The sequence below is a fragment of the Prochlorococcus sp. MIT 1223 genome, from assembly GCF_034092465.1.
Taxonomy (GTDB): domain Bacteria; phylum Cyanobacteriota; class Cyanobacteriia; order PCC-6307; family Cyanobiaceae; genus AG-402-N21.
The window spans coordinates 1,295,764-1,311,234 of sequence record NZ_CP139303.1; the positions used below are offsets into that span (position 1 = coordinate 1,295,764).

The following is a 15,471-nucleotide window of genomic DNA, read 5'->3' on the forward strand; positions in this document are numbered from 1 at the left end:
TTTAACCATGGTTGTAGCACCTTCTACAAATTTAGATGTCGCAATTGGTAATAAGGATTATGCAATAGCGGATATCAAGCTTGCTGATTTTGGCCGTAAGGAACTTTCAATTGCTGAAAAGGAAATGCCTGGACTGGTTGCTTTAAGAGAGAAATATGCTGCGGATAAGCCTTTGGAAGGTGCTCGAATAGCTGGAAGTCTTCATATGACCATTCAAACGGGAGTTCTTATTGAAACTTTGGTTGCACTTGGCGCAAATGTTCGATGGGCTTCTTGTAATATTTTTTCGACCCAAGATCATGCTGCAGCAGCAATTGCTGTAAAAGGGATTCCTGTATTTGCGGTAAAAGGAGAGACCTTAGATGAATATTGGGCTTATACACATAAGATTCTTGAATGGGATGAAGAATCCGCTCCTAATATGATTCTGGATGATGGAGGAGATGCTACTGGATTAGTGATGCTAGGCAGTCAAGCTGAAAAAAATATCTCAGTATTAGATAATCCAGCTAATGAAGAAGAAGTCGCTCTTTTTGCTTCTATTAGAAAGAAATTAAAAGAAGACCCAAATTTCTATTCAAAAGTTAAAGACTCTATCCAAGGAGTTACAGAAGAAACTACTACTGGAGTAGCTCGTCTGTATCAAATGCAAAAGAATGGTGAGCTCCCATTCCCAGCAATTAATGTTAACGATTCAGTTACTAAAAGTAAGTTTGATAATCTTTATGGTTGTAGAGAATCTTTAGTTGATGGAATTAAAAGAGCAACTGATGTCATGGTTGCAGGAAAAGTTGCTTTGGTTATTGGTTATGGAGATGTAGGCAAAGGATCTGCTCAATCTTTGAGAGGCTTGGGAGCAACAGTAATGATTGCGGAAATAGATCCTATTTGTGCATTGCAAGCAGCTATGGAAGGCTATAGGGTTGTTCGATTAGATGATGTAGTTGATCAAGTAGATATTTTTGTTACTGCTACTGGTAATTTCAAAGTTATTACTCATCAACATCTTATTAAGATGAAAGATGAGTCAATAGTTTGCAATATAGGGCACTTTGATAATGAGATAGATGTCGCTTCTTTAAAGAATTACAAATGGGAAAATATAAAACCTCAGGTTGATCATATAACTTTACCTAGTGGAAATAAAATAATACTTTTAGCAGAAGGAAGATTGGTGAATTTAGGTTGTGCAACTGGTCACCCTAGCTTTGTTATGAGTAATTCATTTACCAATCAAGTTTTAGCCCAAATCGAATTATTTACAAAAGGAAGCAAATATAATAATCAAGTTTATGTTTTACCAAAAAATCTTGATGAGATGGTAGCTAGACTCCACTTGGAGAAAATAGGAGCTAAATTAACAAACCTGACTAAAGAACAGGCAGATTATATTAGTGTTCCAGTAGAAGGACCTTATAAGCCTGAACATTATCGTTATTAGTTTAATTTCAACTAGAACTGAAGAAAAATTATCCTTGTTATTAAAGAACAATGACTTTGCAGGAGTTTATATTATCTATTCCTAATCTCATAGGAAATGCAGTAGAAGCAAATCAATGGTTTGGTTATTTTGCAATATTGGTTGCGATGCTGTTAGAGAATCTTGTCCCTCCTATTCCTTCAGAATTGATAATGCCACTTGGAGGATTTTATATTCATCAGGGTCAATTAAGTTTTTTACCTGTTGTTTTGGCTGGTTTGTTTGGAACAGTTCTAGGCGCTTTGCCTTGGTATGGAATAGGTAGGTTGGTTAATGAAGAAAGAATAGAATCTTTTTTACAGACATATGGCCGATGGATTGGGATTGGTCCAAAAGATTTATCTAGAAGTCGAATATGGTTTGAAAACCATGGATCATTACTGGTTTTTTGGGGTCGTTTAGTACCGGGAATTAGGACTTTAATTTCAGTCCCTGCTGGTATTGAAATGATGCCTATCTTGCCTTTTCTTATTTGGACAACAGCAGGTAGTTTAATTTGGACATTGCTTTTAACACTTGCTGGTTACTTCTTGGGGGAAAGTTACTCAAATGTGGGTCTGTGGATTGAGCCTGTTTCGAGACTTATGAAATTTATTCTTTTATCTGGAATGTCAGTTGTGATACTTGTGTTAATTTTCCGCACTTTTAAGAAAATCCGCAAAAATTGAGGCTTTAAAATTCTCAGAAAGGAATTTCATCTTCGCTAGGACTATTAGCTGAAGATTGATTTTGGCCTCTAAATCCATTTGACTCTGTTTCTCTTTTGCCTCCTAGAAGTTCGAGGCGATCAACTCTAACCACTGGCTTGCTTTTCTCTTCTCCACTATTTCGATCTTTCCATGTATCTAATTTAAAGCTGCCAGTTATACCTATTAGAGATCCTTTTTTTACATAGTCTGCTGCGACTTGTGCTTGCTTTCCCCATATTTCTAAGTTAAACCAATCCGGCTCATCGTTTTTACTGCGTCGGTTTACTGCCATGGTTAGGTTTGCAACTACTGAACCTGACTCGAAGTAGCGCATTTCTGGATCTCTGCCAGCCCTTCCAACGAGTGTGACGGAATTGATTCCCATTTGATCTGCCATAAATCATGCTTACTCTAAGTAATGAATTAATTTTCTTCAGACTTTCTGCCAGGTGTTCCAGACACTTGTCACTTAGTAAGCAGACTTTCTGAAACTCCAATTTATTATTTAGAAAATGCAATCTGAACAGTGTTTTTAAGTCGATTTAAATTTTCCCGTGATATTGGAATTGATCTAGGTACGGCTAATACTTTGATTTATGTTTCTGGTAAGGGAATAGTTCTTCAGGAACCATCTGTAGTGGCAATGGATCTAGAGGAAGGAGTTCCGCTGGCAGTTGGTGATGACGCGAAATTGATGTTAGGCAGGACTCCTGGAAACATTCGAGCAGTAAGGCCTCTTAGAGACGGAGTAATCGCAGATTTTGATGCTGCTGAACAAATGTTGAAAACATTTATTCAAAAATGTAATGAAGGTAGGGGAATTATTGCGCCAAGACTAGTAGTTGGAATTCCAAGCGGTGTAACAGGCGTTGAAAGAAGGGCAGTTAGAGAAGCTGGCTTAGCTGGAGCAAGAGAAGTACATTTAATTGATGAGCCAGTCGCTGCAGCAATTGGCGCGGACTTACCAGTTACTGAACCCATTGGCACAATGATTGTGGATATTGGCGGAGGTACGACAGAGGTAGCAGTTTTAAGTCTTGGTGGAACAGTTCTAAGCGAATCAGTTCGTGTGGCTGGTGATGAAATGAATGATTCGATAGGAACCTATTTGAAGAAAGTTCATAATCTTGTAGTAGGTGAGAGAACAGCCGAAGAGATCAAAATCAGAATTGGATCCGCTTTTCCCATTGATGATTTTGATATGAATTCAATGGATGTGCGCGGTTTGCATTTGCTTTCTGGGTTGCCAAGGTCTGTCAATTTGCAAGCAGGAGAATTACGCGAAGCTATGGCGGAACCATTGAATAAAATAGTTGATGCAGTTAAAAGAACACTTGAAAGAACACCTCCTGAATTAGCCGCTGATATTGTAGATAGAGGAATAATGCTTGCTGGTGGAGGTGCTCTTGTAAGAGGTATTAGCGACTTAGTGAGTCATGAGACCGGTATTTTTACGCATGTAGCAGAAGACCCGCTTTTGTGTGTAGTTAATGGGTGTGGTTCTGTACTTGATGACTTTAAGAGTTTGCAAAGAGTATTGGATACTCCTGATTTTGTTCGAAATTCTTTGAGAGATTAAAAATATCAATCTTATGAGTGAATTCAGAAGGAGAAATAAATTAAATTTAATTTATAAAAAAAGATTTTGGAAATTATTATCAATATTAATTTTATTTTGCTTTATTCGCTACTCTAGAGCATCATTTTTTATTGATACTTATTCTTATATCGTAAGCTTAATGTGGTCAGGTACATCACAGAAAGAATGGCTACAAAGTAGCAATAGGCTAGAACAAAAAATAAAAATTAATTTACTAGAAAAAGATAATCAGAGATTAAGAAAAATTTTATCTTTAAAAAATACTTCTGATAAAGATAAAGTTTCTGCAGTTGTGATATCTAGAAAATATAGTGGTTGGTGGCAACAACTTGAATTAAATAAAGGTAATAAAGATGGAATATTAATTGGTGATTCAGTTATAGCTCCTGGGGGCCTTATTGGCATTATTCATGGTGTTTCTCAGAATACTTCTAGAGTTAAATTATTAACTTCTCCTGGTAGTAAAATAGGAGTATGGGTTGATCGTATTAAGCAACATGGAATTTTGGTTGGAATGGGAACTGATAGAACAAAATTATCTTTTTTGAAGAAAGATGCTGACCCTAAGGTGGGAGACATTGTTAGTACCTCTCCCGCAAGTACATTGGTTCCTCCTAATTTAGTGATTGGAGTTATTCAAGCAATTAATAATCAACCTGATGATGTCCCTTTTGCGATTGTGCAATTGCTCGCAGTCCCAGAGGCTGTTGATTGGGTTCAGATTATTAAGAATTAATGATGTCTAAAAGTCGCGAGAAATCTTTCATCCTCTTTTCTCTATTGTTATCTGTTTGCTTATTTTTAGGATCTCCTAAATGGCTTACTTTGCAAGGGGTTACGCCTTGTTGGAGTGTTCTTTGGCTATTGCCATGGGCTTTAAGTAAGGGTAGAAATTTTGGATTATTTACAGGGTTATGTTTGGGTTTGGTGTTTGACTCTTTAACAGTTAGCTCTGTATCTCAGATACCTGCATTAACAACTCTTGGTTATTTTTGGGGAGTCGTTGGTAGTAAGAATAAAAGTATTGAGTTGAGTCTGAATTTAGGGCTGCTTGCTTGTGTTGGAACAATTTTCTTTGGTTTTAGTTTATGGGTGCAAAATTGTTTGATCACAGGTATTTACAGTTCAGCTTGGTTACATTCTTGGTCTTTCCATACGTTGTTGTCTCAAACAATCATCACTTCACTAGTCGCTCCGCTCTCAACTTCTTGGATTCTCTTGGCCATTCGAAGACAAAAAAACAGCAAAATAGGTCATTACACTTAAGTGTAAATACTTAAAAATGCGAAAAAAATTGGTTCACGGTCTTTTCTTTTTTCGGAAGAAGGGGTTGGAAGGTTATCGTTAAACATGATGTTGAAATGCTAATGGTTGAGGGTGATCTTTCTCGGCATCAGCAAGATGAAAGGCCTCTCAATCAGGCCTCGCTAAATCACATGACCAGTATTTTGGTTGTTGATGACGAGCCAGCTGTTTTGAAAGTTTTGGTGACAAGACTGAAACTAGCTGGCTGTCAAGTTTTAGAAGCAAAAGATGGAGAGGAAGCTCTTGAGATTTTCCATCGAGAATCTCCTGACTTGGTTGTTCTTGATGTCATGTTGCCTAAAATTGACGGTTTCGCCGTTTGTAGAAGGATTAGGGCAGAATCTGTTGTTCCAATAATCTTTTTGACTGCTTTGGAAGCTATTTCGGAGAGAGTTGCTGGTTTAGATCTGGGCGCAGATGACTATTTGTCAAAACCTTTTAGTCCTAAAGAACTTGAGGCTCGCATAGCAACAATTTTGCGTAGAGTTGGTCCTACGGCCACTGTTGCTGAACCAAGGGAAGTTCCTGCAGGACAAGGAGTGATGAAACTGGGAGAGCTAGTTGTAGATACTAATAGGAGACAAGTTAGTCGAGGTGGTCAAAGAATATGTCTTACTTATACAGAATTCAGTTTGCTGGAATTATTGTTCAGAGACCCAGGGAAAGTGGTACCAAGAGCAGAGATCCTTGAACAGCTCTGGGGCTATCCACCGCGAAGAGCAGCAGATCTTAGAGTCGTAGATGTTTATGTTGCGAGATTAAGAGGAAAGCTTGAGCCTGATCCCAGAAATCCAGAGCTAATTCTTACAGTTAGAGGAATTGGTTATGCATCACAAAGGACAGGAGATTTCCCTGCTGCTTTAGCTGTATAAATAAAAATACCTATAGGAGCAGAATCTCGATAATCTAAGCATGATCCCCTATTGATTGGAAGTGCCTTGTCTGACCTAAGAGAAATTCGTCTAGAGAAGGCGAAAAAATTAGCATCCATAGGGCAAGGGCCTTATGAGATCAAGTTTGAAAAAACTCATAATGCTGCTGCCTTACAAAAAGAGCATGCTGATTTACCAAAAGGGGAAGAAAGGCAGGTAGATGTTTCTATCGCTGGAAGAATTCTTTCCCGCCGTGTAATGGGAAAATTAGCTTTTTTTACCTTGTCCGATGAAACTTCGAAAATTCAATTGTTTATAGAAAAAGCTACTTTGGATAATGATTCTGCAGGTGAAGGCACTTTAAGTAGTTTTAAGCAAATTACTGAACTTGTAGATGTTGGAGATTGGATAGGGGTCTCAGGAAGTTTGAGAAGAACTGATCGAGGAGAATTATCGATCAAGGTTTTCTCATGGAAAATGCTTACTAAGGCCTTGCTGCCACTCCCAGATAAATGGCATGGTTTGGCTGATGTTGAAAAACGATATCGTCAAAGATATCTTGATTTAATTGTTAATCCTCAGACTCGCAAAACTTTTCGAAGCAGGGCTTTGATGGTTAGCGCAATTAGACGATGGTTAGATGAGCGTGGATTTTTAGAGATAGAGACACCAGTTCTACAGTCCGAAGCAGGAGGAGCAGATGCCAGGCCATTTGTTACGTATCACAACACTCTTGATATTCCTTTATATCTGCGAATTGCCACAGAATTACATCTTAAGAGACTTGTTGTTGGTGGATTTGAAAGAGTCTATGAACTGGGTAGAATCTTTCGTAATGAAGGAGTAAGTACAAGACATAATCCTGAATTTACATCAGTTGAGATTTATCAAGCCTTTGCAGATTACTTTGACATGATGGATATGACTGAGCAGATGATCTGCTCATTGAGTAATCAGATATGTGGCTCGACTCAAATCTCTTATCAGGGTATGGATATTGATTTTGCTAGTCCATGGCGACGAGCATCAATGCACGAGTTAGTTCAAGAAAAAACAGGAATTAATTTTGAAATTTATAAAGAAGTAAATAAAGCCGCTGAAGCTATGAAAGATGCTGGTTTGTCCGTTCCTACTAAAGCAAATACTGTTGGCAGATTATTAAATGAAGCTTTTGAGCAAAGTGTTGAACCAAGCTTAATTCAACCAACTTTTGTTATTGATTACCCTATAGAGATTTCTCCTTTAGCCAGAAAACATAGAACTAAGAAAGGACTTGTAGAGAGGTTTGAATTATTTATTGCTGGGAGAGAGACTGCAAATGCCTTTAGTGAGCTCATAGACCCCGTCGATCAAAAGGAAAGATTGTTGCATCAACAGTCTCTTCGTGAAGCGGGTGACCTTGAAGCTCAAGGAGTGGATCAAGATTTTGTTAATGCTTTAGAGGTCGGTATGCCACCAACTGGAGGTCTTGGTATAGGTATTGATAGATTGATAATGCTATTTACAGATAGCCCTTCAATTAGAGATGTAATTGCTTTTCCGCTACTTAAACCAGATTAATGAATACATTAATCTCCAAATTGAACCATCAAAGTGGATAATTAATAGTAATAAGTTTCTGTTCAGATGAGTGGAGAGAGAGTTGGTTTTCGTTTTAAGCACGCGGATGCTGTGGTTAAGCGTAATCCCCAGGGCCGTTCCAGGCGTGGTTGGGTAATGGAGCCGGTTGAGCAAACAACCAGCAGAGGCACAAAAATGCCTGCATATAGGATCCGTTGGCGTGACAGCGAGCGTCCGGAGATAGTGCTTCAGCATATGCTCATTGCTGACCCTGACCCAAGTCCACCACCAGAGAATGTCAGTTTAGATTTTGAGCCTTGATTTTGTGCGTGATCATTATGTTTTGATCTGCTGCTTTTGAGTAGCAGAAAGATCTTTATTCAAAAAATAATGAGGTTTAAAATTAAATATTTGATTATTTTACTTTTTAACCTTAATGAATTTTTTTTAATTTAAAAATGTTTTAAGGCTAACTTTGCTTCTTTATTTGTTTGCTTTTCTTTTTCCATATGTCTTTTGTCATGCAGTTTTCTTCCTTTTCCTAGGCCAATAATTAATTTAATCCATGAACCTTTTAATTGAAGGCTCAGAGGAATAAGAGTTAGGCCCTTTCTTTCTAACTCCACTTTTAGTCTATTTATCTCTTTACGATGTGCAAGAAGTCTTTTGACGCGTAAGGGATCATGATTATAGAAGTTACTAGAGTGATTATGAGGTGAGATATGTACATTATGTAGTTGCAGTTCCCCTTTTTTTACTATACAAAAACCATCTCTTAAATTAGCTTTACCTGCTCTGATTGATTTAACTTCTGTACCTAATAACTCTATTCCAGTTTCTAAAGTATCGATAATTTCATATTGATGTCTTGCAAAACGATTCTCGGCTAATCGTTGATTGGCTGAGAATCGTCCCTTTTTTGATTTTGAGTTACCTATTTTAGTCATCTGCGTTTATTTACGTTTCAACTTTATCGATAGATCGGTACCCTTCCAGTATGGCAATAGTTTCTTCTAATATTGAGAATTCTCAATCACCTAAATTACTGGGAAAAGAACGATTGACTGACCCATCTTCTTTAATAGAGGATTTAGTACCTTTTGAGCGAGAATCTTTTAGGCCAGAAAGGTTTCAAGATTTTATTGGTCAATCTGAATTAAAAGAAATTTTGGATATTTCTGTAACAGCTGCACTTTCAAGGCAAGAGGCATTGGATCATGTTTTGCTTTTTGGTCCTCCTGGTTTAGGTAAAACAACAATGGCACTTGTTTTGGCGCGTGAATTGGGAGTTAATTGTCGAATAGCTAGTGCACCGGCTCTAGAGCGTCCTCGTGACATTATTGGCTTGTTAGTTAATTTGAAACCTCGTGAAGTGTTGTTTATTGATGAAATTCATCGTTTAACAAGCGTTGCTGAAGAGCTTTTATATCCAGCTATGGAAGACAAGAGACTTGAACTCACTGTAGGGAAAGGAACAACTTCTAAAATGAGAACCATAGATTTGCCAGAATTCACGTTGGTTGGAGCTACAACTAGGCCTGCTCAGTTGAGTTCACCTTTAAGAGATCGATTTGGATTATCTCAAAGGTTTGATTTTTATAACAATGATGACTTGCAAAATATAGTTAAAAGAGGAGCTCAATTATTGAAATTTAACTTATCCGATTCTTCTAGTTTTGAGATAGCTAAAAGATCTAGGGGAACGCCTAGAATTGCGAATCGTTTACTAAGGAGAATTAGAGACTTTGCAACAGTTAAAAATCAGCTTGAAGTTGTTGACATCTCTCTTGTGAATGAAGCATTAAAGATTCATAGAGTTGATCATATAGGTTTAGACGAAAGTGATAGAAGATTGTTGGAACTGTTAGTTAATGTGTATGGAGGTGGCCCTGTAGGTTTAGATACTTTATCTGCTGCTCTAGGAGAAGATGCGGCAACAGTAGAAGCTGTAATTGAGCCTTTTCTTTTGCAAATAGGTTTTTTAAAAAGAACACCTCGTGGAAGAGTAGTTACACCTGCAGGTCAAAAACATTTGGAGTTTAACAAGTGAAAATAAAAGATTATGTAAAACAGATTTTTTATTCTTTTAATCTATTTCTTTGTTTAGGATTTTGCCTTCAAATTTTTCTACCTTTACCTGCTTTGTCAGCAACTAATCTTCAAAATTTATTTAATACTGCGTTACTCAAGAGTCAAGAAGGAAATTGTTTAAGTGCTATAGAAGATTGGGATAACTTTTTAGAATTATCGCCTGATGAACCTGCTGCTATTAGTAATAGAGGTAATTGTTTATTGGTGTTAGGTGATCCTGTTGGAGCGATTGAAGCTCATACGAAAGCCTTGACAATCCTTCCTCAAAATCAAGATGCTCATTTAAATAGAGGAATTGCTGAAGAGGCTTTGCACCAATGGGATTTAGCAGTAAATGATTATGAATGGATCCTGGAACGACATCCCAAAGATTCTTCAGCTTTATATAATTTAGGAAACGTAAAGGGTTCTCAAGATAATTGGGAAGAAGCTGAAAATTTGTTTAATCAAGCTTTTTTAGCTAGATCAGGATTTGCTATGGCTCAGTCAAGTAAAGCTTTAGCTCAATATCAGCTTGGGAAGATTAATGAGGCGGAAACTGAATTGCGTTTACTTATTCGAAAATATCCAATGTTTGCTGATGCTAGGGCTGCTTTGAGTGCTCTTTTAGCTAAACAAGGTCATCTAGGCGAAGCTGAAAGTCATTGGGCTGCAGCTAATGGATTAGATGTTCGTTATAAAGATAGAGATTGGTTGTTAAATATACGTCGATGGCCTTCTGTGCCAATTGATGACTTGATGTATTTTCTTAACTTAGATAATTAATGACTTTTATAAAACAACCAAGCTCTTCGCTTAAAGAATTTTTGCCTGAGTTGCTTGAGTTAAGAAGGCATTTACATGCACATCCTGAATTAAGCGGTCAAGAGTATCAAACTGCTGCTTTGGTTGCTGGTGAATTGAAGAAATATGGATGGCAAGTAAAAGAAGGAGTGGGAGGGACTGGTCTGATCGCTGAATTGGGTTCTTCAGATAAACCTTTAGTGGGATTAAGAGTTGATATGGATGCTTTACCTGTTGAAGAGAGGACTAATCTTGACTATGCATCACTTAATCAGGGTGTCATGCATGCATGTGGTCATGATTTTCATACATGTATAGGACTAGGAGTTGCAAGAGTTCTTGCATCACATCAAGACCTTTTATCTGGTATACGGATTTTGTTTCAACCGGCAGAAGAAATAGCGCAAGGTGCAAATTTGATGAGATTAGATGGTGCAACCAAAGATCTGAAGGCACTCTTTGGAGTGCATGTATTTCCAGAGTTACAGGTTGGGCAAATTGGTATTCGAGTGGGCAGCCTTACCGCTGCTGCTGGAGAGTTGGAAATTGAAATTATTGGTAATGGAGGTCATGGCGCCAGACCACATCAAGCTGTCGATTCTATTTTGATTGCAGCAAGGATTGTTACGGGTATCCAAGAAGCAATTTGTCGGCGTTTAGATGCACTTCAACCAGTAGTTATTAGTTTTGGAAAAATTCAGGGAGGCAATGCATTTAATGTAATTCCCGATCGAGTAAAGCTTCTTGGAACTGTTAGATGTTTAGATGCATCTTTACATCAAGAATTACCGAGTTGGATAGAAAGTCTTTGCAAAGGTATAGCTTCTCCATTTGGAGGAGATGTAAGGGTTAATTATCGTTGTATTGCTCCTCCAGTTTATAATGATTCTTATCTCACTGATTTGGTGGAAAAAGCAGGTATTGATTTACTTGGTAAAGAAAATGTTTTGAATTTAGATAAACCATCTCTTGGAGCAGAAGATTTTGCGGTATTTTTGCAAGATGTTCCAGGAACAATGTTTAGACTTGGAGTGTCAAAACCAGATGGTTGTGCTCCTCTTCATAATGGAGAATTTTCACCAGATGAGCGGAGTCTTGAAATTGGCATTGAGGTTTTGACCAAAAGTCTTCTTGCATGGATTAACAACCAACAGTAAATTGCAAAATAATTGTTATGAAACGCTTTGGAAATCCGCTTTTATCTTTTGCGGCGCCGTTCTTGTTTTTACTTGCAAGCTTAGGGCTGTTACTGAGGCAAGGCGGCGAAAGATTTCAATCTTTACCAGCATTTTGTGTTAGTGGAGGGTTGATAATTGCTGGCTCTGTGAGACGTGTTCGCCGTAGACAAATGTTGTTATATGAAATAACAAGAAACAAGGAAGAAGAAATCTGAAAGATTTTATCTGTTATTAGGTTGAATATATTTCTTGTATGATTTTGCAGCTATTTGCGAAAAAATAGCTAACTTACAACTATCACTAGGGGTGCCTATAAAGCTATTGCTTTTTGGCTGAGATCACACCCTCCGAACCTGATCTGGTTTGTACCGGCGAAGGGAAGTGAATTCGTGATCTTTTAGAACAAATCTCCTCTTGCTTGCTCTTAAGCTTTAAAGGTCATGCGCAATTCATGGTTATCTTCTCGGAAAGGTGAAAAGAATGTAACTCAACTTCATTTTGCAAGGAAGGGAGTAGTTACTGAAGAGATGTCTTATGTAGCTGATAGGGAGAATCTTCCGGTTTCTTTGATTATGGAAGAAGTCGCAAGAGGAAGAATGATTATTCCTGCCAATATTAATCATTTGAATCTTGAACCAATGGCGATAGGCATAGCTTCAAAATGCAAAGTCAATGCAAATATAGGTGCGTCTCCTAATGCAAGTGATATTAATGAAGAGATTAAGAAATTAGAACTAGCTGTTAAGTACGGAGCAGATACTTTGATGGACCTCTCCACAGGTGGGGTCAATTTAGATGAGGTTCGAACTGCAATTATTAATGCATCGCCAATTCCTATTGGAACAGTTCCTGTTTATCAAGCTTTAGAGAGTGTTAATGGTTCCATAGCAAAATTATCTGAGGATGACTTCCTTCATATCATTGAGAAACAATGTCAGCAAGGAGTTGATTATCAAACTATTCATGCTGGTTTATTGATTGAGCATTTGCCAAAAGTAAAAGGACGTATTACTGGAATTGTTAGTAGAGGAGGAGGTATTTTGGCTCAATGGATGCTGCATCACTATAAACAGAATCCTTTGTATTCTAGATTTGATGATATTTGCGAGATCTTTAAAAAATATGATTGTACTTTCTCTTTAGGAGATTCATTGCGACCTGGATGTCTTCATGATGCCTCTGATGAAGCCCAATTAGCAGAATTAAAGACTTTAGGAGAACTTACAAGAAGGGCTTGGGAGCATGATGTTCAAGTAATGGTTGAAGGCCCTGGTCATGTTCCGATGGATCAAATTGAATTTAATGTGCGTAAGCAAATGGAAGAATGTTCGGAAGCACCTTTTTACGTTCTTGGACCTTTGGTCACAGATATTTCACCAGGTTATGACCATATTTCTAGTGCAATTGGAGCAGCAATGGCTGGGTGGTATGGGACTGCAATGTTGTGCTATGTCACACCCAAGGAGCATTTAGGATTACCTAATCCTGAGGATGTAAGAGAAGGTTTAATTGCTTACAAAATAGCCGCACATGCTGCTGATATAGCAAGGCATAGAGCTGGAGCTCGTGATAGAGACGATGAACTGAGTAAGGCTCGTTATGAATTTGATTGGAATAAACAGTTCGAATTGTCTTTAGACCCAGAAAGGGCTAAACAATTTCACGATGAAACTTTGCCTGAAGAAATATTTAAAAAGGCTGAATTTTGTTCTATGTGTGGCCCTAAGCACTGTCCTATGAATAATAAGATTACTGATGAAGATCTAGACCAGCTTGATAATGCAATAAATTCAAAAGGTTCATCAGATATACAACTTGTCAAGTTAAATAAAGAAAATTAATTCCTTAACTTGAGAAAAATAATATAAATATATTTCTATAATATTCGCTCTTAATAGATATTATTTTAATAATGCATTTGCTTTGTTAATTAGATTTTCAACGGTAAATCCAAACTTCTCCATGCATGTTCCTCCAGGTGCAGAAGCTCCAAATCTATTCATAGTCAAACTATCGCCATCAAGGCCAATATATTTATGCCATCCAAATCCTTCAGCAGCTTCTACTACTATTCTTTTCCTAATGGCTTTAGGTAAGACTTCTTCTTTATAAGCTTCACTTTGTTCCTCAAACAGCTCTACACAAGGCATAGATACAACACGTACTTTCTTTCCTTGATTTTTTAGCTCTTTCGCAGCTTCAACGCACAAGTGCAGTTCAGTGCCTGTCCCAATAAGAATCAGATCAGGAGTAGTTTCGCAATCTTCAAGTACATATCCACCAAAGGCTACTTTTTCAATTGATGAATTGGCCTGATTTGGCATTCCTTGTCTACTTAAACAAAGAGAACTTGGACGCTTTCTATTTTCAATTGCAATTTTGTATGAGCCACTGGTTTCATTGCCATCTCCAGGCCGAAAAACAAGCATATTTGGCATTGCTCTTAAAGATGGAATTGTCTCTATTGGTTGGTGGGTAGGTCCATCTTCACCTACTCCTATTGAATCGTGAGTCAATATATAAATTACACCTAGCTCACTGAGTGCAGATAGACGCATTGAGCCTCTCATGTAATCAGCGAAGACAAGAAAAGTTCCACCATATGGAATTAAACCACTGTTGTGATAAGCAATTCCATTTAGTATCGCTGCCATCGCGTGTTCTCTAACACCAAAATGCAAATATCTTTTTTCAGGAGTATTGGCCTGAAATGATCCTGTCTCTCCTGAAATATCGGTGTAATTCGAATGTGTTAAATCAGCTGAACCCCCAATTAATTCCGGCAGATTTGGTCCTAGCGCGCCTAGACAAATTTGAGAATGTTTTCTTGTAGCAAGTCCTTTATCTTCAGAAGTATAAGAAGGCAGATCATTGTCCCATCCTTCTGGTAGCTCACCTCGGAGCATTCTTTCGAATTCGGCGGCTTCTTTCGGATACTTGATTCGATAACTTGCTAATTCTGCGTTCCATTGATTTTCGATATCCGACCCTTTATTAATTGCTTGTCTGTACTGGTCATAAACTTCTTGAGGGATTTCGAAGGTGTTGTAATTCCAATCAAGTTCTTTACGGGTAAGAGCTGCTTCTTCTTCTCCTAATGGAGCGCCATGGACTCCTGCTGTATCACTTTTATTAGGTGATCCATAACCAATAGTCGTTGTAATTTTTATTATTGAAGGTTTATCAGTTACCTCTTTCGCTTTCTTTATTGCATGAGATATAGCTTCAATATCATTATTTCCATCTTCCACATGCTGAACATGCCATCCATAAGCTTCATATCTTTTTAAAACATCTTCGGTAAATGAAACATCTGTTCTGCCATCAATTGTGATGTGATTATCGTCATATAGAGCAATAAGTTTTCCTAGTTTAAGGTGCCCTGCTAATGAGCATGCTTCGGATGCTATTCCTTCTTGATTGCAACCATCTCCCATGATCACATAAGTGAAGTGATCAACGATTTTGGAATCTTGCTTATTAAACTTTGCGGCTAAATGAGCTTCTGATATAGCTAGACCAACTGCATTTGATATGCCAGCTCCTAAAGGTCCTGCTGTCACTTCTACGCCTGCAGTTTCAAAGGTCTCTGGGTGTCCGGGTGTACGAGAACCCCACTGCCTGAATTGTTTTATATCTTCAATCGTTACTGAGTCATAACCTGTTAGGTGTAAAAGCGCATAGAGCAACATACAGCCATGCCCAGCTGACAAAACAAATCTATCTCTGTTAAACCATTGAGGATTTTTGGGATTGTGATTAAGAAACTTGTGCCAAAGTGCATATCCCATAGGAGCGCAACCCATTGGCAGGCCTGGGTGGCCACTTTTGGATTTATTTACTGCATCTACGGCGAGCATTCTGATGCTGTTAATGCAAAGTGTATCTAGAGAAGCGGGCGCAGCGACCATTG

General features: G+C 38.0%; 16 protein-coding genes and 1 riboswitch. Of the genes, 13 read left to right on the forward strand and 3 right to left on the reverse strand.

Annotation, left to right across the window (positions count from 1 at the left end):
- The first annotated feature begins 7 nt into the window (after positions 1–7).
- Positions 8–1,441 carry an adenosylhomocysteinase gene (gene ahcY / locus SOI85_RS06870; RefSeq protein WP_320663666.1) on the forward strand — a complete coding sequence of 478 codons (1,434 nt, stop codon included), beginning with the start codon at positions 8–10 and terminating at the stop codon, positions 1,439–1,441.
- A 50-nt stretch (positions 1,442–1,491) separates the two neighbouring features.
- Positions 1,492–2,148: a DedA family protein gene (locus tag SOI85_RS06875; protein WP_320663667.1), complete on the forward strand. Its 657-nt coding sequence runs from the start codon at positions 1,492–1,494 to the stop codon at positions 2,146–2,148.
- A 13-nt stretch (positions 2,149–2,161) separates the two neighbouring features.
- On the opposite strand, the gene SOI85_RS06880 is transcribed toward SOI85_RS06875, so the two are convergent.
- The gene (locus SOI85_RS06880) at positions 2,162–2,554 is read right to left on the reverse strand and encodes a single-stranded DNA-binding protein (RefSeq protein WP_320665151.1); all 393 of its coding nucleotides are present in this window, start codon (positions 2,552–2,554) and stop codon (positions 2,162–2,164) included.
- A gap of 141 nt (positions 2,555–2,695) precedes the next feature.
- On the opposite strand from SOI85_RS06880, the gene SOI85_RS06885 reads away from it, so the two are divergent.
- The 6 genes from SOI85_RS06885 to SOI85_RS06910 all read left to right on the forward strand — a co-directional run bounded on the left by SOI85_RS06885 (position 2,696) and on the right by SOI85_RS06910 (position 7,827).
- Entirely contained in the window at positions 2,696–3,748 is a 1,053-nt protein-coding gene (locus tag SOI85_RS06885) for a rod shape-determining protein (RefSeq protein ID WP_320663668.1), read from the forward strand.
- A gap of 13 nt (positions 3,749–3,761) precedes the next feature.
- Positions 3,762–4,505, forward strand: coding sequence for a rod shape-determining protein MreC (gene mreC / locus SOI85_RS06890; protein WP_320663669.1), 744 nt, complete (start codon positions 3,762–3,764; stop codon positions 4,503–4,505).
- A 2-nt stretch (positions 4,506–4,507) separates the two neighbouring features.
- On the forward strand, positions 4,508–5,035 hold the full coding sequence (locus SOI85_RS06895) for a rod shape-determining protein MreD (protein ID WP_320663670.1): 528 nt from the start codon (positions 4,508–4,510) through the stop codon (positions 5,033–5,035).
- A 170-nt stretch (positions 5,036–5,205) separates the two neighbouring features.
- Complete coding sequence (gene rpaB, locus SOI85_RS06900; RefSeq protein WP_320665152.1) at positions 5,206–5,946, forward strand: response regulator transcription factor RpaB; 741 nt, start codon at positions 5,206–5,208, stop codon at positions 5,944–5,946.
- A 51-nt stretch (positions 5,947–5,997) separates the two neighbouring features.
- Positions 5,998–7,506 carry a lysine--tRNA ligase gene (lysS, locus tag SOI85_RS06905; RefSeq protein WP_320663671.1) on the forward strand — a complete coding sequence of 503 codons (1,509 nt, stop codon included), beginning with the start codon at positions 5,998–6,000 and terminating at the stop codon, positions 7,504–7,506.
- A 66-nt stretch (positions 7,507–7,572) separates the two neighbouring features.
- Positions 7,573–7,827, forward strand: a complete 255-nt coding sequence (locus SOI85_RS06910; RefSeq protein ID WP_320663672.1) for a hypothetical protein — start codon at positions 7,573–7,575, stop codon at positions 7,825–7,827.
- Between the two features lie 131 nt (positions 7,828–7,958).
- Here the strand turns inward: SOI85_RS06910 and smpB are convergent, their stop codons facing one another.
- A complete protein-coding gene (gene smpB, locus SOI85_RS06915) occupies positions 7,959–8,453 on the reverse strand; it encodes an SsrA-binding protein SmpB (protein WP_320663673.1) in 495 nt (164 codons plus the stop codon).
- Between the two features lie 50 nt (positions 8,454–8,503).
- Here smpB and ruvB point away from each other — a divergent pair, with 50 nt between their 5' ends.
- The 5 genes from ruvB to thiC all read left to right on the forward strand — a co-directional run bounded on the left by ruvB (position 8,504) and on the right by thiC (position 13,399).
- Entirely contained in the window at positions 8,504–9,556 is a 1,053-nt protein-coding gene (gene ruvB, locus SOI85_RS06920) for a Holliday junction branch migration DNA helicase RuvB (RefSeq protein ID WP_320663674.1), read from the forward strand.
- Positions 9,553–10,362 carry a tetratricopeptide repeat protein gene (locus SOI85_RS06925; RefSeq protein WP_320663675.1) on the forward strand — a complete coding sequence of 270 codons (810 nt, stop codon included), beginning with the start codon at positions 9,553–9,555 and terminating at the stop codon, positions 10,360–10,362. Before ruvB ends, SOI85_RS06925 begins: the two co-directional genes overlap by 4 nt.
- On the forward strand, positions 10,362–11,537 hold the full coding sequence (locus tag SOI85_RS06930) for an amidohydrolase (protein WP_320663676.1): 1,176 nt from the start codon (positions 10,362–10,364) through the stop codon (positions 11,535–11,537). The genes SOI85_RS06925 and SOI85_RS06930 overlap by 1 nt, the downstream gene beginning before the upstream one ends.
- A gap of 17 nt (positions 11,538–11,554) precedes the next feature.
- Positions 11,555–11,773 (forward strand): DUF3188 domain-containing protein, encoded by a 219-nt coding sequence (locus SOI85_RS06935; RefSeq protein ID WP_320663677.1) that lies wholly within the window; start codon positions 11,555–11,557, stop codon positions 11,771–11,773.
- A 77-nt stretch (positions 11,774–11,850) separates the two neighbouring features.
- Positions 11,851–11,955: riboswitch (TPP riboswitch) on the forward strand.
- A 43-nt stretch (positions 11,956–11,998) separates the two neighbouring features.
- Complete coding sequence (gene thiC, locus SOI85_RS06940) at positions 11,999–13,399, forward strand: phosphomethylpyrimidine synthase ThiC (protein ID WP_320663678.1); 1,401 nt, start codon at positions 11,999–12,001, stop codon at positions 13,397–13,399.
- 60 nt (positions 13,400–13,459) lie between these two features.
- Here thiC and tkt read toward each other — a convergent pair whose 3' ends face one another.
- Entirely contained in the window at positions 13,460–15,469 is a 2,010-nt protein-coding gene (gene tkt / locus SOI85_RS06945; protein ID WP_320663679.1) for a transketolase, read from the reverse strand.
- Positions 15,470–15,471: the final 2 nt, after the last annotated feature.

Excerpts from the sequence above, each read along its gene's own strand:
- ahcY (WP_320663666.1), top strand. The coding sequence starts at position 8 with ATGGTTGTAGCACCTTCTACAAATTTAGATGTCGCAATTGGTAATAAG.
- SOI85_RS06875 (WP_320663667.1), top strand. The coding sequence starts at position 1,492 with ATGACTTTGCAGGAGTTTATATTATCTATTCCTAATCTCATAGGAAAT.
- SOI85_RS06880 (WP_320665151.1), bottom strand. The coding sequence starts at position 2,554 with ATGGGAATCAATTCCGTCACACTCGTTGGAAGGGCTGGCAGAGATCCA.
- mreC (WP_320663669.1), top strand. The coding sequence starts at position 3,762 with ATGAGTGAATTCAGAAGGAGAAATAAATTAAATTTAATTTATAAAAAA.
- SOI85_RS06895 (WP_320663670.1), top strand. The coding sequence starts at position 4,508 with ATGTCTAAAAGTCGCGAGAAATCTTTCATCCTCTTTTCTCTATTGTTA.
- rpaB (WP_320665152.1), top strand. The coding sequence starts at position 5,206 with ATGACCAGTATTTTGGTTGTTGATGACGAGCCAGCTGTTTTGAAAGTT.
- SOI85_RS06910 (WP_320663672.1), top strand. The coding sequence starts at position 7,573 with ATGAGTGGAGAGAGAGTTGGTTTTCGTTTTAAGCACGCGGATGCTGTG.
- smpB (WP_320663673.1), bottom strand. The coding sequence starts at position 8,453 with ATGACTAAAATAGGTAACTCAAAATCAAAAAAGGGACGATTCTCAGCC.
- ruvB (WP_320663674.1), top strand. The coding sequence starts at position 8,504 with ATGGCAATAGTTTCTTCTAATATTGAGAATTCTCAATCACCTAAATTA.
- SOI85_RS06930 (WP_320663676.1), top strand. The coding sequence starts at position 10,362 with ATGACTTTTATAAAACAACCAAGCTCTTCGCTTAAAGAATTTTTGCCT.
- SOI85_RS06935 (WP_320663677.1), top strand. The coding sequence starts at position 11,555 with ATGAAACGCTTTGGAAATCCGCTTTTATCTTTTGCGGCGCCGTTCTTG.
- thiC (WP_320663678.1), top strand. The coding sequence starts at position 11,999 with ATGCGCAATTCATGGTTATCTTCTCGGAAAGGTGAAAAGAATGTAACT.
- tkt (WP_320663679.1), bottom strand. The coding sequence starts at position 15,469 with ATGGTCGCTGCGCCCGCTTCTCTAGATACACTTTGCATTAACAGCATC.